Source organism: Parafrankia colletiae (assembly GCF_001854655.1).
GTDB lineage: Bacteria > Actinomycetota > Actinomycetes > Frankiales > Frankiaceae > Parafrankia > Parafrankia colletiae.
In genome coordinates this window covers 23874-44604 of sequence record NZ_MBLM01000152.1, presented here as the reverse complement: position 1 = coordinate 44604, position 20731 = coordinate 23874, and the positions used below count along the sequence as shown (strand labels likewise).

Sequence of the window (20731 nt, the reverse complement as noted above, 5' to 3'; positions counted from 1 at the left end):
GGGTGACCATCCCACAACCGTTGCACCGTGCTCGCCGGCCCGCCGGCCGCGCCCGTTCGGAACCCGGCCGGTTCGCCGGTATTCCCCGCCCGCCGATCGCGCGGAACGGTGCCGGAGAACGGTTCCTGGAAATGCCACGAGAGGATCGCACGAGGCGCTACCGGAGTACCGCTCAACGCGCCTCGACCGCGGGTCTCGGCACAGCGCCGTTCACCGCCGCCAGCGCCTTTTCCCACTCGCGGCGGCCCATCGCCCCGGGCCTGTGCCGGCGATCTCCCACCCGGCCGGACCGCAGTGCTGCCAGCGGCGAACCCCGCACACGCGACCGCCCCGGGACAGCGGGCTGATGCGGCCCGCGACACGCCTGAACGGCGACCCGAGGAACGCTCGCGCACAGCCGGAGGCCCGCGTCCGAGGCCGTCGCACGCATTGATCCGGCCGGTCCACGTGTATTCCCGCCGGCGTCGACCACGTCGGAACCTCGCACCCATCCCTGACCCACACAATAATCCGGGCAGCGCCTTCGAGTGCTACGGATTCGTACCAGCGAGAACATTGACTCGCGGACCGGAGTGGATTCCAGGCAGGCCCCGCCGTCACCGCGCCGGAGAAACCACCGGGCCCGGCCCGGCCACCGCAGTGCCGCCTGACCAGCGCCTGCCGAAGCCGGCCAACGGGGTCCAGCCAGGAGCCGGCACGAATCCACCCGTCCGCAACCGGTCACGAAGAGCAACGCCGCACGGTCGACCGCCGGCTGTCCGGAAGGACGCCCGAAGAGGGGCTCGCGGCGGCGCGGGCGCACGGCTGCCCTTCCCGGCGACGCCAAAAGAATGTGACCAGCACCATAAACGGTTGCGGACGTGCGCCCTGACCCCGGACAGTCTGTCGACTCGCGGACAAACAGCTGCACAATCCCGCGAATGTGGAAGGCTCGTCTCCACAGCATGTACGTGTTGATGGCGTGATGCACCACTCCCGGTCCGCGCTCATGGAGCGCGCAAAGGCAGGTCAGGCAGTGAGGGCTCACCGACACGGCAGCCAGGCCCGGCCCGGGCGGACGTCCAGGGCCCTGCGCACGGTGCCTCTGGCCGTACTGACACTGCTGGCTGTCCTGACAGCAGGCGCCGCGCCGAGCCTGGCGGCAGGCACCCCGCCGTCACACCCGTCGATGGTGCCCAGCTCGCCTCCGGGCAGCCCGCGGTCCAGCGGGTTCTCCGCCGAGGGCCGGCAGTGGTACCACGAGACGCTCGGCCTGACCGACGCCCAGCAGCTCACCCTGGGCGAGGGCGTCATCGTCGCGATCATCGACGGCGGCGTGGACTCGACCCATCCGAAGCTGCGCGGCCAGCTGCTGCCCGGGTTCGGCATCGGCCCGGACGCCGCACCCGACGGGCTGCGGGACGACGACCCGGACGGCCACGGCACCGCGATGGCAGGCATCGTCGCGGCGCGCGCGGACATCGGTGACCCCTCCGTCTGGGGGGTGGCACCGAAGGCGAAGATCCTGCCCATCTCCACCGGCGCCGAGGCGGACTCCGAGGAGGTCGCCCGCGCGATCCGGATCGCGGTGGACCGCGGCGCCAGCGTGATCAGCATGTCCCTCGGCTCCGTGGGGGAGGCGACGTCCCAGGAGGCGAGCGCCGTCCGGTACGCCCTCGCCCACGACGTCGTCGTGGTCGCCTCCGCCGGCAACACCGAGCCCGGCGACACCGAGGTGAACTCGCCCGCGAACATCCCCGGCGTGATCGCCGTGACCGGATCGGACTACCGCGGCCGTTTCTGGGGTGGCTCCGTCGAGGGGCCGGAGGCCGTGCTGGCGGCGCCCGGCCCGGGTATCAGGGCCCCGGTGCCGGCCCGGGTCTCCAGCGACGGGCTCGACACGGGCGGCGGCACCAGCAACTCCGCCGCGATCGTGGCGGGGGTCGCGGCGCTGGTCCGGTCGGAGATGAGCGGCCTCGACGGGGCCAACGTCGTCAACCGGCTGATCCGCACGGCCGTCGACATGGGCCCGCCCGGGCGCGACGACCGCTACGGCTTCGGGCTGGTGGATCCGGTCGCCGCGCTGACCGCCGACATCCCCTACGTGGCCGCGAACCCGCTCCTCGCGACTCCGGCCCCGCGGCCCGCGACGGCGCTTGATGCTCCCACCGCGGCACCGGGCGCGCCGCCCAGCCAGCGCGCTGACGAGCCTGTCGAGGCTGTCGAGAACTCGGACGGGCCCTCGATCGAGGTCTGGCTGCTCATGCTCGGCCTGGCCGTGGTGGAGGGCGTGCTGCTGGGGACGCTCGCGTACATGCTGTTCGGCGACCGCTTCGCGGCCCGCCGGGCCCGCCGCCGGGGAAGGACGCCCCCGCCGGTCCGTTCTCTCGCGAACAACCCGCTGCCAGGTCAGCCCCTGCCACGGGGGACCCTGCCGGTCCCGCCGGCCTGGCCTCCCGCGTCGGCCCGGCCGGTGCCTCCACCCGTCCCCGTCGACACCCGCGGCTGGCGCACCCCCCACTGACCCGCCGGGGCCACAGCGGCACGCCTCACCAGAGCCGGCCTCGCCCGAGACGGCCCCACGCAGAACGGATCCGCGCGGAACGGATCAGGGTGAACGAATCAGATCAGGGCAAAAGGATCAGAGCAGAACGGTTCAGCGCGGCGGGGGGCCTACCAGCAGGCCCTTGATGTAGGCGGCGTGCTCGTCGGCCGTCGCCTTCCGACCGCGGGCACGGGAGAGCACCGTCCGCCCGGCGTAGCCCGCGACGAGCATCGAGCGCATGACGTTCACCCGGGCCGGGGCGTTGTGCTTGCGCAGGTAGCGGACCATCGAGGCGCCGCGCATCTGGAGCATCCAGGTCTTGCCGGCGCCGGAGCCACCCGCCCCGTGCGGGACGAACAGGTCGGTGCGCAGCTGCTGGCGCAGCCCCGCCTCCCTGATCGCGCGGCCGAGGGCCATGTCCTCGTTGTAGACGTAGAACGTCTCGTCGAAGCCACCGAGCTCGAGGAACGTCTTCCGGCGCACGGCCATGCAGGCGCCGGTCAGCCACTCGGGGTTCATCGGCTGGTTGGGCGTCGGGCGGGCGAACAGCGCCGAGGCGGGAGCGATCTTGTGCGCGCCGAGGACGTGCATGAGAACCCGCCGGGGGGTCGGCTCCCAGCCGCCGTTCCCGAGCTCGGGCCGGCCGTCGGTGCCCTGCATCGTGGCTGCGCTGACGACCAGTTCCGGGTCGCGTTCCAGGTCGTCGACGAGCGCCTGGATGACCTCGAGGGTGGGCCGGCTGTCCGGGTTGCCGAGCACGACGTAGTCGTAGGCGGACGTCCGGATCCCCATGTTCGAGGCTTTCGCGAAGCCCTTCCCGCCGCCCGAGTCGATGTAGCGGCCGTTGGGCCGCTGGGCGACGAGCTCGTCGACGTGATCGATGCCCTTGGCGTTGTCGACGACCACCACGGGCATGTCGAGCGGCAGCGTCTCGAACATCTGCTCAAGCTGGTCGCGGCTGTGGAAGCTGACCAGCGACAGCTCGAACGACCAGCCCGGCACGGCCGGCCGGGTGTCGGGCGCGGCCGGGGTGGCAGGCGCAGGGGCGTTGTCCGGCACGGGGTCGCTCCTCTCAGCTTGCCCTGGAGGCCTGGGTGGCGGGGCCGGTGGTGGGCTCGACCGCGGCCGGGAGCTGCGTCGGGGACGGCGCCTGGCCGGGCGGGGCCTGCCGCTCGGGCTTGGGCCACACGGCGGGGCGGTCGTGGGCGAGGAACCGCCGCACGCCGCCGAGCGCCACGGCCTGCAGGAAGAAGACCTGGGCCACGAGGCGGGTCGGGCCGGGGGGCGTCCCACCCCTCATCAGCACCCCGGCGCTGGCCGCGCCGGCCGCGTTGCCGGCCAGGAAGATCCGGGCGGCCCAGCTGTGCCGGGCGGCCGGCACGCTGAGGGCGACCAGCGCGACGTGGGCCATCGGCCCGAACGACGACCGGACGAGGCGGTGCCCCCACAGCTGCGAGGTCACCGGAAGCGCGCCGGGGACGAGCGCGCTGCGCCGCCGCCAGAGCATGTCGAGGTTGCCGGCGACGATGCGGGTGCGGCGCTCCCACTCGGCCTCGTAGTCGGGCGCGGACGTCTCAATCGAGTACGCCTCGGGCTCGTAGACCACACGAAGGCCACTTTCGAGAATGTCCAGCGCCAGCCAGGCGTCGTCGACCGCGGTGTCGGCCGGCAGCGGCCGGAACGCCTTGCGGCGGAAGGCGAGCATCTCGCCGACCACGCCGATGGTCGCGCCGGTCGCGGACTCGCACTGCTTGAGCCAGGATTCGAACTTCCAGTAGAAGCCCTGGGCGCCCGCCGGGTCGTCGACCTGCTTCTCCCCGGCGACCGCGCCGACGGTCTCGTCCGAGAAGTGGCGGGCCGCGGCACGCAGCGCGTGCGGCGCGAGGACCGCGTTCGCGTCGGTGAGCACCACGACGTCGTGGCTCGCCGCCGCGACCCCGCGGTTCACCGCCCGGGCCTTGCCGAGCCGCTCACCCGAGGACAGGACCCGGACGCCGGGCCGGCGGGCAGCCGTGGCYGTCTCCGCGTCGTCGGCGACGACGATGATCTCCATCTGGCCGGGGTAGTCCGTGCCGGCGAGCTCGTCGAGCTTCGTGCCGATCACGGCGGCCTCGCGGTAGGCGGAGACCACCACACTCAGCCCGGGCCAGACCGCCGGCTCCTCGGGCTGTGACGGTGTGAGCCCACGACTGCGGTGCCCGATATAGGCGGGATACAGAACGTGACCGTACACGGCGGTCGCGCCGAGCGCCGCGATCGCGGTGCCCTTACCGAACGCACGAGCTCCTGTCATGGCATAACCGTAGCGGTGGCCTTGCGCGCCCGCAGAGAGGCCCCCGGGCGTTGTTACCGTCGGGTCCCGACGTCACCCGCCGGAACCGCGAGGTCCGTGACAGATCCGCGCCTTATCGCGACCTGGGGCTCCGGCATGTCGCCGCAGGACCGGCACTGTTCCCTGCCCGCAATCACGGGGAAACGAGACATGCCATCCCGGCAGCACGCCGATACCTGCCGATACCACCAAAGTGTGATGCCTCCACCGCACCGCCCGTGACCGAACCGCCACCTGCGGACCACTCGGCGATGGTGTCGGCCACCGGTCTAAAGTGACTGGGATGAGCGACTCCGAACGCTGGATCGTCGTAGTCGAGGAGCCCTTCCTGCCCTCGGACGCCGGCGGTCGGGTGGAGACATTCAGCTTCCTCACCGCGGCCTCGGCGGCCGGTATCCGGATGCAGGTTCTGGTGCCGTCCCRCACCGACCTGGACATCGCCGCCTACGAGGAGGCCGTCCCCGGCGCGGCCGTTATCCGGCTTCCCCGCGACGACAGCCCGCTCGCGCACCTTTCCCCGCGGCCGTTCATCCACGCGTCCCGCCCCGTAGGCCCGTTGCGCCGGGCACTCGAACACACGCCCCCGCGCGCGGACGCCGTCATCAGCTACAGCTGCCGGACGTCCCATCTGGGCGAGGAGATCGCACGCATCTGGCGGCTGCCCCATCTGGTGCGCGCGCACAACATCGACTCGGAGTTCTTCCACGTTCTGGCACGCAGCTCCACCGGGCCGCGGGCTGTCGCCTACGAGCTGGAGTACCACCGGCTGCGGCTCGCCGAGCAGGAGATGCACCACTCGCCGCTGATCAACGCGATCGCCGACATCTCCGTCGAGGACCACGAGTGGCGCCAGGCGCGGGCGAGCGTCCCCACCTACCACCTGCCGCCGTTCCTGCCCGCCAGCACGGTCGCCGCCGCGCGGGCCGCCGGCGGGCTGACGAGCATCGAGCGTGCCCCCGAGACGCTGGTGTTCGTCGGCTCGCTCGACACCCCGACGAACATCGAGGCGCTGCGGTGGTTCCTCGGCGGCTGCTGGCCCACGATCCTGATGCGGCACCCCTCGGCGACCCTGCAGGTGGTCGGGCGGCGCCCCGAGGAAGGCCTGGCCGACTGGCTCGGCGGGTTCGAGGGCGTCGAGTTGCACACGAACGTCCCGAGCGTGGTCGGTTACGTCGCAGGCGCCACCGTGTCGGTGAACCCGATGCGCTCCGGCTCCGGCGTCAACATCAAGGCGATCGAGGCGATGTCCGCCGGCACGCCGGTGGTCAGCACACCGACCGGCAGCCGTGGCCTGGGCTGGCGCCCGGGCGAGCACCTGCTCGTGGCGGACGACCCGGGAGCGTTCGCGGACGCCATCTGCGGGCTGCTGGAGAACCCGTGGCTGGCGGCGGAGATCGGCACCGCGGGCCGTGAGTTCGTCCTGCGGGAGCTCGACCACGCGACGCTGATCGCCCGCATCCGCGGCATGCTCGCCAGCCGCCCCGGCGAGACCGCCCGGGTCACCGAGCGGTCAGCCACCTAGCCGGAGCTGTCCCCGCGCCGGCGCGGATCGCCGCTCCGGCGCGGGTAGTTGTGGCGGCTGCGGCAACCCCGGTGGTCGTGGCGGCCTGGCCGCCACGGCGGCCGGCGGTCACCAGACGAGCGTCAGCTTCCGCGCGTCGAAGGCCTCGGCGTAGCGGCTGCCGCACTCGACGCCGCGCAGGCGCATCGTGGCGCGAAAGGTCTCCTCGTCGAACCAGACGCGGTCGTGCTGGCTGCGGAAGTGCCGCTCGAGATGGTCGACCTTGGCCGCCACCACCGGCTCGGGAACGGGAACGTACAGGTTCGCGGCGCCCCGGTCGCCCTCCCACTTGGGGATCTCGTACCCGAGGATCAGCGCTCCGCGGAAGGCCTGCCAGGCCAGCTCGGCAAGCATGCGATGGTCCTGATGGGCGTCACCGAGGGACGGCGCGAAAACGATGTCCGGCGTCACCTGGCGGGAGATCTGGAGCAACATCTCCTTGACCCCGCTCCACTCGCGGGGAAGGAAGCCGTCCCGCACCTCGTGCAGGTGCAGCGACCCGAGCGAGGCACCGAGCAGCTCCCGGGCACTGGCCTCGGCCTCGGAGCCCCGCTCGCCACTGCCGGCGAAGACCACCCAGTGGACCACCGTGCCCGGATGCGCCTCGATCATCTGGGCGATCGTGCCGCCGGCGCCGATCTCCACGTCGTCCGCGTGCGCACCCAGCGCAACCACCGTGTAGGCGCTGCCCTCGAGCGGCCGACCGGGCGTCAGCGCGAGCATCGGGCGCTCAGCTCATGGATCCGGGTCACCGGCGCGCACGCTCCTCCCGACTGCCGCCCGGGTCACGCCGGCAAGCAGCCGGGACCCGACCGCGCAGTGGTTCACAGAGTTGTCAGGGCTGGCCCAACTTACCCGGATGCCCCGTGGCCGAACATGGTCGACACCCGGTGTGCCCGGGCCCGGTCACCCTGCGTGGAAGCGGTTCTGGGCCACCGAGAGCTCCTCGTGGACCAGTGACTCGACGGCGTCCGCGGCGCTGTCGACGAGGAGTGGGAGTTCCTTGCGCTCGACGGTGCTGAAGTCGCGCAGAACGAAGTCGGCCGGGTCCATCCGGCCCGGGGGGCGGCCGATGCCCACCCGGACCCGCAGGTAGTCCCGCGAGCCCAGCGCGGACGTGATCGACCGCAGCCCGTTGTGCCCGTTGTCACCGCCGCCGCGCTTGAGCCGGATCGCCCCGAACGGGATGTCCAGCTCGTCATGCACGACGATCACCCGCGCGACGTCGGTCTTGTAGAAGGCGCGCAGACCTGCCGCAGGCGGCCCCGAGACGTTCATGAACGTCCGGGGCCGGGCGAGTACCGCAGGCTGGCCGGCCAGGCGTACCTGGTCGACGTCAGCCCGCGCGCGATGGGACCGCAGCCGAGCGCCGGTGCGCTCGGCCAGCAGTTCCACCACCATGAAACCGATGTTGTGCCGGTTCCCCGCATAGCCCGGGCCGGGGTTGCCGAGCCCGACGACGAGCCAGGGCCCGTCGCTGCCAGACACGTCCATGCGGCTCGCCGGAGCGCTCAGGCCGAAGCGGTTTCGGTGGCCTCGGAGCCCTCGGCCGCGCCGCCCTCACCAAGATCGGTCTCGAGCTGCGCCGCGGTCTTCTTGGCCAGGCCCTGGACGACGACCAGGTCGGCGTCGRCCTCGAGCTCGACGCCACTCGGCAGCTCGAGCTGGGAGGCGGCGATGCCGTGCCCCGGCTCCAGGCCCGTGATGTCGACCTCGATCGTGCTGGGCAGCGCGGTCGCGTCAGCCTTGACCGAGAGGGCCATGACCTGCTGGTCGACCAGGGTGTCGGTGTGCGCGTCACCGGTCAGGACGATGGAGACCTCGACCGTGACCATCTCGCCACGATTCACCAGAACCAGGTCGAGGTGCTCGTAGCTGCCGCGGATCGGGTGGCGCTGGACTTCCTTGGGAAGCGCCAGCTCCGTAACCCCGGACAGCTCCAGCGTCAGGAGGACGTTGGTACCGGCGTCGGTCTTGAACGCGTGCAGCAGGTCGTGCGCGGGCAGCGCGATGTGACGCGGTGGTTTGCCGTGACCGTAGAGAACAGCCGGGACCTTGCCGGCCCGGCGGGTGCGACGAGCCCCGCCCTTCCCGAACTCGGTGCGCGGCTCCGCGGCGATGCGGACCTCGGACATGGGGGTGCTCATCCTCTCGACAAAAACGGGACTCGGCGCCTGTGGCTCACCCGCAGGGCGATGTTCAGGGCCGACAACGTTCGGGGGCACGACGTCCAGTGGCAACGACGTTCAGGGGCAGAGGCGGATCGCGCAGTGACGCGGTCCTCAACAGTACCGGAAGCTTTGCTGTCAACACCTGACAGGTGTCGTGTCGCCGGGAACCGCCGTGCCGTCCACTGCCCCACAGCACCCACCAGGTTACAAAGCCACCGGACACCCGGTGACGGCGGGGCCCGTCCGGAGGGTCAGCGCACCCGGGCGGGCGAACCCGCGTCCACCCCGATCTCGATCTCACCCGCCAGGTCAGGGCGGCCCAGGGCCCGGCGCGCCCGGGGCAGTACCCGGCCCTCGACGTCGGCGCGTAGCGCGCGGGCGTCGGCTCCGGCGTCCGTCTCGATGCTCATCTGCAGGACCGGACGGCGCGGCCGGCCCCGGACGACCACCCGGGCCGCCCGCACGACCGGGTTGCCGACCAGGTCGTCCACGACCGCGTCGGCGAGTGCGGCAGACCCGACACGCACGCCGCCCAACGCGTCATCGGTCACAAAGAGGCCACGCAACCGCCCCGTTCGCAGCTGTGCGGCCAGCCAGCCGACGGCGCAGAGGGCCAGCAGCCCGAGCACGACACCGAGAGCGGGCCAGAACCACCCGTGGCCGGCGGCGAACGACCGGACGTCCGGCCCGAGCACGGGCCGGTTCTCGACCGCCGCCCCGAACACGCCAGCTCCTGCCAGGAGCACGACGACTCCGGCGGCGAGGAGCAGCAGGCCGGCGGCGAGGAGCAGGAACCTGTTCCAGCGCTCCACGGCCGGGACGAAACGGCGCGACCTCCGGGCGGCGCCTGGGGTGGTTGGGGCGCCCGGGGTGGCTGGCGGCCTGCCGTCCGCGGCGAGGTGGCGCGCGGGACCGCCGCCGGTCCTCACCTGGGGCCCCTCACGGCGTGCCCGCCCACCTCGATCACGAGCCGTGGGGGACGGGTGAGGTCGAAGGACTCCACCGTGCCGGCGAGCCGCGTCCGGACCTGCGCCACCGCGCCGGCCGAGGTACGCGGCCGGAGCCGGGTCCGCACCACGGCGCGGCGGCGGCGCACCCGCACCGACGCCGCGGTGATCCCGTCGACGGAGAGCGCCGCTGCCCGCAGAGCACGGGAGAGGGYACGGCGGCGGACGTACATGACCGTCCCGGCCGCGCTCGGGTGAGCCTCGAACCGACCGCCGCCACCCGCGGCGCGGCCCAGCAGGAGTACCGCCAGGCCGGCGAGCGCCAGCAGCACGCCGCACAGCCGGACCGCGCCGGACGACCACGCCCAGCTGGCGAGCCGCGCCGACCATGCGGGCCAGTCGACCACCATCGGTCCGTGCCCACCGGCCGCCGCGATGATCTCCAGGACCGCGATCACCCCGGCGGCGGCGAGCACCGCCGCCACCAGCGCGGCGGGAAGCCGGTTTCCGACCCGCATGGTGCCCCCCTCCCGATCTGTCCGCCGACGGCTCAGTACGGGTGTGCCCTGGACCRCCCGCACAGCGTCACGACCTGGATGTCGATCCGCGTGACGGGAAGCCCCGCGAGGGCGGCGACCCGTTCACGCACCCGGTCCCGGACCGCCTCCGCGGTCCCGCTGACGGATGCGGGGTAGGTGACGGACAACGTGAGAGACACGCACACCCCGCCATCGACGATCTTCGCTCTCGCCTCGGGCCAGCCCTCGGGCCGCTGGCCGGGGCTCCGCCGCACCGGACCTGGCCGGTGCCCGCCGCCGGCCGGCCGCCCCCGGACGCGTTCTTCCGGATGGACGGCCCGGCTGGCCCAGCCGCGAAGCCGGGTGGCTGCGCCGACCGCGAGCCGCGGGGACGGGGCCGTGACGTCCTCGACGTCCGCCGCGGCCCCGGCGGCGATCTTCGCCACCACCCGCTCCGCAATCCGCACCGACCCCGGACGCCGCGTCCCTCCCGAACGGACACGGTCCGGGAGCTCGATGGTCACGGGCGCCTCCGGCGCCGCATGCCGGCAAACCCGTCCCGGTCCGACCGGCCCAGCTCGATGTCACCATCGACGATCTTGCCGACGAACAGCCCGATGGCTCCGAAAAGCAGAACAATGAGGAACTCCCCGAAGCCGCCGAAGGCCAGTGCCAGCCCAGCGACGAGCCCGGCGACGAGCCCCAGCGGACCCCATCGCATCCAGGACCTCCTTCACCAGCCGCCAGGCCGCCCCGGCGGGTTCGTGGACACGCGGCGGAGTCGCCGCGGTCACCTGTGGCCGTCGCGTCGTGACGCACGGCGGTGAGCAGTCTCGAAGCTCAGTCTCAGCCGGGCGGCCGGGACCTTCCAGTTCACCGCCGCCGCACGGGCGAGCGCCCGGTGCAGCGCGCTCCGGCGGCGGTAGAAGCTCACCGGCGGGCTCACCGGCGGTGAGCCCGCCCGCGGCGCGGACCCGAAGGCTCGCAGGCCCGCGGCGAACTCGGCCGGGTCACCACCGCGATCCGGATGGTTCGCCAGGATGAACCGCCGCCGCGCGGCTCGCGCGGCCTCGCCCGCCGCCTTGCCTGCTTCGGCGCCGCCTGCTTCGGCGCCGCCCGCTCCGGTGCCGACGGGCCCGTGGCCGCCGCAGGGCCGGGCTGCTCCCCCGACCCGTGCCCGCCCTCCGGGGCGGCCACGGTCAGGTGACACCGGCCCAGGCGGGGATGTCCACCTCGAGGTCATCGATGATCACATCGATCCGCGGAGCCGTCGGCATGGCGATGAGCACCGCGGCCCGGACCTGGGCGGCCAGTTCGGCCATGGTCGGGCCGAAGCGGCAGGCCACCGCCACGACCACCGCATCCGGGCCGACCCGCACGCCCTCGATCCGGCGCCCGCCGACGTAGGTCGCCAGCTCGCCCGCGCCGCCCGCACCGCCTGCTCCCCTCGGGCCGCCCCCGTGGCCGTATCCGTGCCCGTCCCAGCCGGTGCCGTACCGGGCCGGGTGACCGACGAGCCGGACCACATCGGGACATGCGGTCACCTGCCGCGCAACGGCAACAGCCATTTCGCCGTCGCCCTCGGCATCCACGACCACGTCCACATCCGGACGGGCGTGGCCGTCAGCAGCCGCGACGATCCCGGCGTCCGCCGCGACGTCCGCGTCGGCGCCGACGTCCGCCACGCTGCTGGTCACTGGACCCGGGGTGCTGTCTCGGAGCCCTCGTCGTCGCCGATGTAGACGTCGTCCACGGCGATGTTGACCTCGGTGACCTCGAGCCCGGTCATCTGCTCGACCGAGTCGACGACGTTGCGCCGCACCGCCTGCGACAGGTCGACGATGGAGACGCCGTAATCGCAGACCACGTCGAGGTCGATGGCGGCCTGCCGTTCACCGACCTCCACCGTCACCCCCTGCGACACGCTCGCGCTGGTGCCCGGCAACCGGGACCGGAAGGAGCCCATCGCGCGACTGCCGCCGGAGCCGAGCTCGTGCACGCCGGTCACCTCCCTGGTCGCCACACCGGCGATCTTGCGAACGACGGAGTCCGCGATCGACGTCCGGCCCTGGGCCGTCACCAGTTCGGTGGACGTCCGCCGGGCCGGGGAGGCCGAACGCCCGGGACCGGTTTCGGGCCCGGGACCGGATTCGAAGGTGGAGGCGCTGTTGCGGTGGTCTTCCCGGGTCTCTCCCAGCCCTGGATGCGCCGCGTCCGGTGGGGACTGGTTCCGCGTGGTGGTCGTCATGGATTTCCCTCCGTGTCACGGTTCCGTTCGTCCGGCCGACCGGCCTGGCCGGTCTGACCGCGCGTCGCCGGACACCTGCGGAGCCGCCGGGGCAACACCCGGCAACGGYCCCCACGTCCCGACGGTGCCGTGCACCCGACGGGGTACCCGCCCGGACCGGACTCATACGTCCGCCCGGCGTGCGGGGCCGATCGGACGTCGCGACCGATAAGTTGAGCGCAAGCCCTGGTGACCCACCACCGGCCATGCCGAGCGCGCTCGCTCGCGAGCGACGCCTGAGCCAAGGAGCGTCCGCTGCCTCGATCGAATCCGGGTCGACGCACCGCCGAACCCGGCCACGCCCAGCCCGCCGTCACCGTCCGTGCACCCGCGAAGGTCAACCTGCACCTCGGGGTGGGTCCGCTGCGCCCTGACGGGTACCACGAAGTCACGACGATCCTGCAGGCCGTCTCGCTGTACGACGAGATCACCGCGACCTCGGTTCCGCTCGAGTCCGTATCGGGGCCGGGTGGTTCCGCGCCGGTCTTCACCGACGAGGACCCGATCGTGGTCACTGTCGGCGTCGCCGGCGAAGGTGCCCGGCCGACAGGCCCGGCCACCGACAGCGAGGACGACAGCGACACCGGTGACCGTGCCGGCGAGCTGGCGGGTGAAGCCGCCGAGCCGTCGATCTCCGTGGTGCCGACCGGCCGCGACAATCTCGCCGTCCGCGCCGCCTACCTGGTCGCCGAGGCGGYCGGCATCCGCGGCGAGGCCATCCACCTGACCCTGTCGAAGGGCATCCCGGTCGCCGCCGGCATGGCGGGCGGCAGCGCCGATGCCGCGGCCGCCCTGGTCGCCTGCGACGCGCTGTGGGGCACGGAGCTCGACCGCGCGACCCTCGTCGAGCTCGCCTCCCGGCTCGGCAGCGACGTCCCGTTCCCGCTCACCGGTGGGACGGCACTCGGTACCGGCCGCGGCGAGCAGCTGACCGACGTCCTGGGGCGCGGCGAGTACCACTGGGTGTTCGCCCTCGCCGACGGCGGGCTGTCCACGCCGGCCGTCTACGCGGAGTTCGACCGGCTCGCCGAGGGCCGGCTGCAGACCGGCCCGACGCCCGCCGACGCGGTTCTCGCCGCCCTGCGCAGCGGTGATCCCGAGGAGCTCGGGGCCGCCCTGGTCAACGACCTGCAGCCGGCGGCACTGCGGTTGCGCCCGTCCCTGCGGCGGGTGCTGGAGAGCGGGATCGAGCTCGGCGCGATCGGCGCGATCGTCAGCGGCTCGGGCCCGACCTGCGCGTTTCTTGCCCGCGACGCCGCGGCGAGTGTCTCGCTGGCGGCCAGTCTGGCCGGCATGGGTGTCGCCCGCGCGGTGCGGCGTGCCCAGGGGCCGGTGGCGGGTGCCCAGGTGAGCCGTCCGTCCACGGAACCCACACCCCCCGCCCCGCCGGTCTCCCCCGCGCCCTCCGCCTCGTCACCGGCGTGAGTCGGGTGCCGGTGCCAACTGTCGCGACCTCCCGGGCGCGGGTCGTGCCCGAGCCCGTGGAGGGTGTCCGTCTGTGAGCTCACATCTGCTGGGGGCCGAGGCGCTGCGTCTGGAGTACCCGACGCGCGTGGTGTTCGACGCGGTGACGATCGGGGTGAACGAGGGCGACCGGATCGGCGTCGTCGGCCGCAACGGCGACGGGAAGTCCTCGCTGCTGGGGATGCTGTCGGGCCGGGTCGAGCCCGACTCGGGGCGGGTGACCCGCCGCGGCGGGGTGCGGATGGGAATGYTCGACCAGTCCGACACGCTGGACGACGCCTCGACCGTCGGCTACTCGATCGTCGGTGACCGCATCGAGCACGAGTGGGCCGGTGACCCGAAGGTCCGCGACGTGATCGCGGGCCTGGTGCCCGACATCGCCTGGGATGCACGGATCGGCACCCTCAGCGGCGGGCAGCGCCGCCGGGTCGCGCTGGCCACCCTGCTGGTCGGCGACTGGGACGTGATCGCCCTGGACGAGCCGACCAACCACCTCGACGTCGAGGGCATCACCTGGCTCGCGGCGCACCTGCGGTCACGCTGGCCCCGGAACGCGGGCGGGCTCCTGGTGATCACGCACGACCGCTGGTTCCTCGACGAGGTCGCCACGACGACGTGGGAGGTGCACGACCGGATCGTCGAGCCGTTCGAGGGCGGTTACGCGGCCTACGTGCTGCAGCGGGTCGAGCGTGATCGGCAGGCCGCGGCGGTCGAGGGAAAGCGCCAGAACCTGATGCGCAAGGAGCTCGCCTGGCTGCGGCGCGGCGCCCCCGCCCGCACGTCCAAGCCGAAGTTCCGGATCGACGCCGCGAACCAGCTCATCGCGGACGTGCCACCGCCGCGGGACCGGCTGGAGCTGTCCCGGCTGGCCGTCGCACGCCTGGGCAAGGACGTGATCGACCTGCTCGACGCCGGGGTGTCGTTCGACGGTCGCGAGGTGCTGCGGGACGTCGAGTGGCGGATCGCGCCGGGCGAGCGCACCGCGATCCTCGGCGCGAACGGCGCCGGCAAGTCCACGCTGCTCAACCTCGTCGCCGGGACGCTCGAGCCCACCTCCGGGGTGGTCAGGCGCGGCAAGACCGTCAGGCTGGGGGTGCTCGACCAGCAGTTCCGCGAGCTGGAGGACATCGCCGGCGACCGGGTACGAGACGTGCTCGCCCGCACCAGGACGACCTATGTCGTCGACGGCAGGGAGCTGACTCCGGCGCAGCTCCTCGAACGCCTGGGCTTCGCCCGCGAGCATCTGTCGGCCCGGGTCAAGGAGCTCTCCGGTGGGCAGAAGCGACGGCTCCAGCTGCTGCTTCTGCTGCTGTCCGAACCCAACGTCATCGTGCTCGACGAACCGTCGAACGATGTCGACACCGACATGCTCGCCGCGATGGAGGACCTGTTCGACTCCTGGCCGGGCACGCTCATCGTCGTCTCGCACGACCGCTACCTGGTCGAACGGATCACCGACCAGCAGTACGCGATCATCGACGGGCGCCTGCGGCACCTGCCCGGCGGGGTGGACGAGTACCTGCGCCTCCGGGAGGCCGGCACGCCGGCACCGGGTGCCTCGGGCAGCTCCCGCGCCGATCCGGTGCCAAGCGTGCCTCGCCGTTCGAGCGCCGAGGAGCGCGCCACCCGCAAGGAGCTGAGCGCGACCGAGCGGCGGCTGGAACGACTCTCCGAGAAGATCGCCAGCATCCATGAGCGCATGGCGGCCCACGACCAGAGCGACTACGCGGTGATCGGCCGGCTCAACGACGAGCTGCGCGAGGCCGAGGCGGAGACCGCCACGCTGGAGGAGCGCTGGTTCGAGCTGTCGGAGCTTGCCGGCTGACCGCCGCACGTGACCGCCGCACGCCCCGGGACGTGACCGCCGCCCAGGACACCCGGCGCCGGCGCCGGCGCGGGTGCGGGCGGGAGCGCGCGTCGCCCGCGCTTCCGGTCAGGCGCGCTTGCTCTCGAGCCGCGCCGGGTCGGGCCAGCGGACGYCCCGGACCAGCCGCAGGGATTCCATCAGCTTGATCCCGTAGAAGCTGGTGTCGACCTGCCACGGACGGACACCGTGYCGGGCCGAGGTCGGCTCGGCGTGGTGCAGGTTGTGCCAGGACTCGCCCATCGAGAGCAGCGCGAGCGGCCAGACGTTGCCCGAGTGGTCCCGCGAGCGGTACGGCCGGGACCCCATCACATGGCAGATGCTGTTCACCGACCAGGTCACGTGGTGCAGCAGGGCCACCCGGACCAGCGAGGCCCAGAAGAACGCCTGGACGGCGGCCTCGAACGAGCCGCCCCACAGCCCGCCGACGACGGCTGGCAGCGCAAGGCTGACGAAGGCGCAGAGCGCGAAGGAGCGGCTGATCCGCACGATCATCGGGTCGTCGAGAAGGTCGGGGGCGTAGCGGCGCTGGTCGGTCTGTTCGACGTCGAAAAGCCAGCCGATGTGCGCGTGCCACAGCCCACGGGCGAGCGCCGCCGAGCCGGTTCCGTAACGCCAGGGCGAATGCGGATCGCCGTCGGCGTCGCTGAACGCGTGATGGCGGCGATGGTCGGCGACCCACCGGATCACCGGGCCCTCAATGGCCATGTTGCCGGCGATCGCCAGCGCGGCCCGCACCGGCCTGGACGTCTTGAATCCCCGGTGYGTGAAATAGCGGTGGAATCCAATAGTGATGCCGTGGCCCGTGATCGCGTACATCACCGCGGCCAGTATGACGTCCCGCCAGGAGATCCACCGCCCCCACAACAGCGGAACGGCCGCGACAAGCGCGAGGAACGGAATGAGGATGGTCGTGACCAGCACGACCTGTTCACCGCGGGCACGGGCGAGCGAACTCGGGGCGATGGTGTGGCGCCCGGGCGGCGTCGAGGAGGTCGACGAGTCGGGCTGACCGGTGCCCGTCACTTCACCGTCGCTGCCGGCCGCGGGCGTGCCCTGATGCCTGGTTTCGGTGGCTTTCACCGTGTCGGTAGCGGTCATTGCTTCATCCCGTCCGTCGCGGTGGGCCGCTCACTGCCGACCCTCTGGTCGCCACGTTAGCCCGCCCGCATGACAACGGGCACCAATCACGGCGTCCGCCACGCAAACGGGCGGGGCGACCGGGCACACAGGGTGCGCGGGCTGGCGGATCACGTCGGATACCGGAGCGGGGATTCCCCCTTCGTCGCCCCCCGACACCCCCCGCAACAAGATCATCACCTTGCGTTCCCGGGCGCCGGAGGGCCATCTGTGCCCACACCGACACCGAACGAAGGCGAGGCCGCACCACGGTAGTGCGGCGACAACCGGCCGTGGCCGGCCGACCCCACCCCGGCGACCGCCTCTCGGCGGTGGCGACCCGAACCGCACACCACCCCGGCGGGACCACGAGCGCGCGCCGGAGACCCCCGAACATTTCTTCCGAGAGCCGGCCCGATGGTAGAGTGGGCGTAGAGTGGCCGGCGTTTTCCGGACGGTTACCTTCTCCACGGTACGCCCGCAACGGTCCTCCCTCAACGGTCCGCCGTAGTGTAATAGGCAGCACAGGGGATTTTGGTTCCCTTAGTCCACGTTCGAGTCGTGGCGGCGGAGCGCGAGGGGACGCCGGGTCTGCGGAATATACAAACCGCCGCGATCGTGTTTCATCGGCAGCCCTGCCAAAACATTCTTCTTATTTCGCGCCGCGTTACGACCGGCCGGTCCGGCGCGAGGCCCGCCCGGTCTTCGCCGGAGGCCCGACCCGGTAGGCTGGCTGCCGTTACCTCACCCTCCGTGAGTCGGCCGGGTCCGTCCACGGCACGTCGTTCCGGGTGGGAGTGGCACCACCACCAGGTCCGCCGAGATTACGGGGAGCTCRTGTGACTGAGGTACGTCCGGCGGCGGTCATCGTCCTGGCTGCGGGCGAAGGTCGGCGCATGYGTTCGGAGACACCCAAGGTCCTGCACCACGTCGCCGGGCTCAGCCTGCTCGAGCACGTGCTCCACGCGGCCGGCCCGCTCGGCGCGGAGCACTCCGTCGTCGTGGTCGGCCATGGGCGGGAGAAGGTCACCGCCATGCTGGCCGAGCGGGCCCCACACGTCGTCACGGCGGTACAGGAACGCCAGGGCGGCACCGGGCACGCCGTGCGCGCCGCCCTCGGCGCGCTGCAGGACCTCCCGCCCGACGCGGCGGTCGTGGTGATGCCGGGCGATGTCCCGCTGCTCACCGCCGCGGCGGTCACGGGGCTGTTCGACCAGCACCGCGCGGCCGGCGCCGCTGCCACGGTCCTGTCCGCCGCCGTCCCCGACCCGACCGGGTACGGGCGGATCGTGCGGGCACCCGGCGGCCAGGTACGCGAGATCGTCGAGCAACGCGACGCGGATGCCGCCACCGCCGCCATCAAGGAGATCAACACCGGTGTCTACGTGTTCGACCTGGAGCTGCTCCGGGGCGCACTCAAGCGGCTGACCACCGACAACGCCCAGGGCGAGGAGTACCTCACCGACGTGGTCGGCCTGCTGGTCGCCGACGGGCAGCCGGTGGCCGCGCACACGCTCGCCGACGCCGCCGAGGCCGCCGGGGTCAACGACCGCCTGCAGCTCAGCGATGCCGGCCTGGCGCTGCGCGACCGCATCGTCCGGGCGGCCATGCTCGCCGGCACCACGATCGTCGATCCGGCCTCCACCTGGATCGACGCCGGCGTCGTCCTGGAGCCGGACACGACGATCCAGCCGAACACGCATCTGCGCGGCGCCACCCGGCTCGCCCGCGGCGCCGAGGTCGGGCCGGACTGCACCCTCGTCGACACCGCCGTCGGGCCGGGCGCCCGGGTGACCCGATCCGTCGCCGAGCGCTGCGAGGTGGGCCCGGGCGCCGTCGTCGGCCCGTTCGCGCACCTGCGGCCCGGCACCACCCTCGGCCGGAACGGCAAGATCGGGGCCTTCGTCGAGACGAAGGCTGCCGAGATCGGCGCCGAGTCGAAGGTGCCGCACCTCGCCTACGTCGGCGACGCGGTCATCGGCGAGCGCAGCAACATCGGCTGCACCAGCGTGTTCGTCAACTACGACGGGGTGGCCAAGCACCGGACGGTGATCGGCTCCGACGTCCGGATCGGCAGTGACACGATGCTGGTGGCCCCGGTCACCGTCGGCGACGGTGCCTACACCGGCGCCGGCTCCGTGATCAGGGAGGACGTCCCGCCGGGCGCGCTCGCCATCCGCGAGGGCCGGCAGCGCACCCTGGTGGACTGGGTGCTGCGCCGCCGGCCGGGCAGCCCCGCCGCGGCCGCCGCCGAAGCCGCGCTGAACGCGGCCGGGGGCGGATCAGACCGCAGCCCGAACGGCGGCTCGCGTGGCGGGGCGGGGCACCGGCCAGAAGCGTGAGTTGGAGCACAGCCAGATCCCCATCCCGGCTCATCGCTGGCGTCTGCACGCCCGGGGGCCGAACGTAGGAAGAGTTCAGCCGACGATGTGCTGATCAGGGCTTATGGTCGGCGTCCGGCGTGCGGAGGGGGCTCCCTATCCCGAGACCGCCCGCCCTCCGCTCCCGCGCGCGCCCCGATCGAAGCGGGTAGGCCCGACCTGACCGGGCGGTCGCGTTGCCCGGGCCCCGGCCGCGGGCAGGCACCATCCGAGCGAGGGTGCGTCGTCCCAGCAAGGATTCCACGCCCACAACTGTCCCTGTCACGGCCGCCTGTCAGCGCCGCCAGTCATGCCCTGAGGAGAACACGGTGGGATACCAGACCGAGAACCGCCGGAACCTGATGCTCTTCGCGGGACGCTCCCACCCCGAGCTCACGGCCGAGGTCGCCCGCGAGCTCGACGTGGCGCCGGTGCCCACGAACGCCTACGAGTTCGCCAGCGGTGAGATCTTCGTCCGGTTCGAGGAGTCGGTGCGCGGGTGCGACGCCTTCGTGCTGCAGGCCCATGGCGCCCCGGTGAACACCTGGCTGATGGAACAGCTGATCATGGTGGACGCCCTCAAGCGCGCCAGTGCGAAGCGCATCACCGTAGTCGCACCGTTCTACCCCTACGCCCGCCAGGACAAGAAGCACCGTGGGCGGGAGCCGATCTCGGCCCGCCTGGTCGCCGACCTGTTCAAGGCCGCCGGCGCGCACCGGCTGATGTCCGTCGACCTGCACACCGCGCAGATCCAGGGCTTCTTCGACGGGCCGGTGGACCACCTGTTCGCCCTGCCGCTGCTCGCCGACTACATCGAGAGCAAGCTCGACACCTCCGAGGTGACGGTCGTCGCACCGGACTCGGGCCGCGTTCGCGTGGCGGAGCGGTGGACCGACCGGCTGGGCTGCCCGCTGGCGATCATCCACAAGCGACGCGACCCGGACGTGCCCAACCAGGTGAAGATGTTCGACGTCGTCGGCGAGGTCGACGGCCGCACCTGTGTGATCGTCGACGACATGATCGACACCGCCGGGACGATCACCAAGGCCGCGGAGTCACTGAAGGAGCACGGCGCGGCGAAYGTCATCGCGGCCGCCACCCACGGCGTGCTGTCCGGCCCGGCGGCGGACCGGTTGAAGAACTCCGAGATCAGCGAGGTCGTCCTCACCAACACCCTGCCGCTGCCCAGCGAGGCGCGCATCGACAAGCTGACCGAGCTGTCGATCGCACCGCTGATCGCCGCCGCGATCAAGGCCGTCTTCGAGGACGGGTCGGTGACCGGCCTGTTCGGCGGCGACGCCTGACCGTTCTGCCCGCCACCGGGGCCGGTCGGTCTGCGTCTGCGCGACCGCCCCGACGGCGCACCCATGCTCGGGGCGGCCAGTGTCACGGGGTCTTCGTCGGTCGGCCGACCAGGCGCGTGAACCGGGTGGTGACGGGACGCGTGACCGCGAAGCAGGGCTGCCCTGTTCGACAGGCGCTGGATCGACGCGTCGGGAGGCGCGGGTTCGGCGCGCGGTGGCTGCCCGTCTGATCTCTTTCGTTCTTTTCGCGCACTGAACTCACGGCCGCGCCCGGTGGACG

19 protein-coding genes and 1 tRNA gene are annotated in these 20731 nt (G+C 72.7%); 7 read left to right on the top strand and 13 right to left on the bottom strand.

Annotated features, from left to right (window positions below):
• Nucleotides 1–1015: 1015 nt before the first annotated feature.
• Entirely contained in the window at nucleotides 1016–2503 is a 1488-nt protein-coding gene (locus CC117_RS27050) for a S8 family serine peptidase (protein ID WP_407673588.1), read from the top strand.
• Nucleotides 2504–2635: 132 nt separating this feature from the next.
• Here the strand turns inward: CC117_RS27050 and CC117_RS27045 are convergent, their stop codons facing one another.
• Nucleotides 2636–3526, bottom strand: a complete 891-nt coding sequence (locus CC117_RS27045; RefSeq protein ID WP_071089509.1) for a glycosyltransferase — start codon at nucleotides 3524–3526, stop codon at nucleotides 2636–2638.
• 70 nt (nucleotides 3527–3596) lie between these two features.
• Nucleotides 3597–4817, bottom strand: a complete 1221-nt coding sequence (locus CC117_RS27040; protein ID WP_071089037.1) for a glycosyltransferase family 2 protein — start codon at nucleotides 4815–4817, stop codon at nucleotides 3597–3599.
• Nucleotides 4818–5139: 322 nt separating this feature from the next.
• On the opposite strand from CC117_RS27040, the gene CC117_RS27035 reads away from it, so the two are divergent.
• Nucleotides 5140–6378, top strand: coding sequence for a glycosyltransferase (locus CC117_RS27035; RefSeq protein ID WP_071089035.1), 1239 nt, complete (start codon nucleotides 5140–5142; stop codon nucleotides 6376–6378).
• A gap of 108 nt (nucleotides 6379–6486) precedes the next feature.
• Here CC117_RS27035 and CC117_RS27030 read toward each other — a convergent pair whose 3' ends face one another.
• The 10 genes from CC117_RS27030 to CC117_RS26985 form a co-directional block, all read right to left on the bottom strand.
• Nucleotides 6487–7140 carry a PIG-L deacetylase family protein gene (locus CC117_RS27030; RefSeq protein WP_071089033.1) on the bottom strand — a complete coding sequence of 218 codons (654 nt, stop codon included), beginning with the start codon at nucleotides 7138–7140 and terminating at the stop codon, nucleotides 6487–6489.
• 183 nt (nucleotides 7141–7323) lie between these two features.
• Nucleotides 7324–7911, bottom strand: a complete 588-nt coding sequence (gene pth, locus CC117_RS27025; RefSeq protein WP_071089031.1) for an aminoacyl-tRNA hydrolase — start codon at nucleotides 7909–7911, stop codon at nucleotides 7324–7326.
• 17 nt (nucleotides 7912–7928) lie between these two features.
• Nucleotides 7929–8552 carry a 50S ribosomal protein L25/general stress protein Ctc gene (locus tag CC117_RS27020; RefSeq protein ID WP_071089029.1) on the bottom strand — a complete coding sequence of 208 codons (624 nt, stop codon included), beginning with the start codon at nucleotides 8550–8552 and terminating at the stop codon, nucleotides 7929–7931.
• Nucleotides 8553–8839: 287 nt separating this feature from the next.
• Nucleotides 8840–9517 (bottom strand): alkaline shock response membrane anchor protein AmaP, encoded by a 678-nt coding sequence (locus tag CC117_RS27015; RefSeq protein WP_241830468.1) that lies wholly within the window; start codon nucleotides 9515–9517, stop codon nucleotides 8840–8842.
• The gene (locus CC117_RS27010; protein WP_071089025.1) at nucleotides 9514–10053 is read right to left on the bottom strand and encodes a DUF6286 domain-containing protein; all 540 of its coding nucleotides are present in this window, start codon (nucleotides 10051–10053) and stop codon (nucleotides 9514–9516) included. Before CC117_RS27010 ends, CC117_RS27015 begins: the two co-directional genes overlap by 4 nt.
• 32 nt (nucleotides 10054–10085) lie before the next feature.
• A complete protein-coding gene (locus CC117_RS27005; protein WP_241830467.1) occupies nucleotides 10086–10577 on the bottom strand; it encodes an Asp23/Gls24 family envelope stress response protein in 492 nt (163 codons plus the stop codon).
• A complete protein-coding gene (locus CC117_RS27000; RefSeq protein ID WP_018634663.1) occupies nucleotides 10574–10774 on the bottom strand; it encodes a DUF2273 domain-containing protein in 201 nt (66 codons plus the stop codon). The genes CC117_RS27005 and CC117_RS27000 overlap by 4 nt, the downstream gene beginning before the upstream one ends.
• A gap of 69 nt (nucleotides 10775–10843) precedes the next feature.
• A complete protein-coding gene (locus CC117_RS26995) occupies nucleotides 10844–11263 on the bottom strand; it encodes a hypothetical protein (RefSeq protein ID WP_071089023.1) in 420 nt (139 codons plus the stop codon).
• Nucleotides 11253–11750 carry a hypothetical protein gene (locus tag CC117_RS26990; RefSeq protein WP_241830466.1) on the bottom strand — a complete coding sequence of 166 codons (498 nt, stop codon included), beginning with the start codon at nucleotides 11748–11750 and terminating at the stop codon, nucleotides 11253–11255. Before CC117_RS26990 ends, CC117_RS26995 begins: the two co-directional genes overlap by 11 nt.
• Nucleotides 11747–12301, bottom strand: a complete 555-nt coding sequence (locus CC117_RS26985; RefSeq protein ID WP_071089021.1) for an Asp23/Gls24 family envelope stress response protein — start codon at nucleotides 12299–12301, stop codon at nucleotides 11747–11749. The genes CC117_RS26990 and CC117_RS26985 overlap by 4 nt, the downstream gene beginning before the upstream one ends.
• 294 nt (nucleotides 12302–12595) lie before the next feature.
• Between CC117_RS26985 and CC117_RS26980 the strand changes: the two genes are divergently transcribed.
• Together CC117_RS26980 and CC117_RS26975 are read left to right on the top strand one after the other, a co-directional pair.
• On the top strand, nucleotides 12596–13765 hold the full coding sequence (locus CC117_RS26980; RefSeq protein WP_084132869.1) for a 4-(cytidine 5'-diphospho)-2-C-methyl-D-erythritol kinase: 1170 nt from the start codon (nucleotides 12596–12598) through the stop codon (nucleotides 13763–13765).
• A gap of 73 nt (nucleotides 13766–13838) precedes the next feature.
• A complete protein-coding gene (locus tag CC117_RS26975) occupies nucleotides 13839–15629 on the top strand; it encodes an ABC-F family ATP-binding cassette domain-containing protein (protein ID WP_071089017.1) in 1791 nt (596 codons plus the stop codon).
• Nucleotides 15630–15737: 108 nt separating this feature from the next.
• On the opposite strand, the gene CC117_RS26970 is transcribed toward CC117_RS26975, so the two are convergent.
• The gene (locus CC117_RS26970) at nucleotides 15738–16769 is read right to left on the bottom strand and encodes an acyl-CoA desaturase (protein ID WP_071089015.1); all 1032 of its coding nucleotides are present in this window, start codon (nucleotides 16767–16769) and stop codon (nucleotides 15738–15740) included.
• Nucleotides 16770–17288: 519 nt separating this feature from the next.
• Here CC117_RS26970 and CC117_RS26965 point away from each other — a divergent pair.
• The 3 genes from CC117_RS26965 (at nucleotide 17289) to CC117_RS26955 (ending at nucleotide 20451) form a co-directional block, all read left to right on the top strand.
• Nucleotides 17289–17360: transfer RNA gene (locus tag CC117_RS26965), tRNA-Gln, on the top strand.
• Between the two features lie 266 nt (nucleotides 17361–17626).
• The gene (gene glmU, locus CC117_RS26960; RefSeq protein ID WP_071089007.1) at nucleotides 17627–19129 is read left to right on the top strand and encodes a bifunctional UDP-N-acetylglucosamine diphosphorylase/glucosamine-1-phosphate N-acetyltransferase GlmU; all 1503 of its coding nucleotides are present in this window, start codon (nucleotides 17627–17629) and stop codon (nucleotides 19127–19129) included.
• 347 nt (nucleotides 19130–19476) lie between these two features.
• Complete coding sequence (locus CC117_RS26955) at nucleotides 19477–20451, top strand: ribose-phosphate diphosphokinase (RefSeq protein WP_071089005.1); 975 nt, start codon at nucleotides 19477–19479, stop codon at nucleotides 20449–20451.
• The last annotated feature ends 280 nt before the right edge of the window (nucleotides 20452–20731 follow it).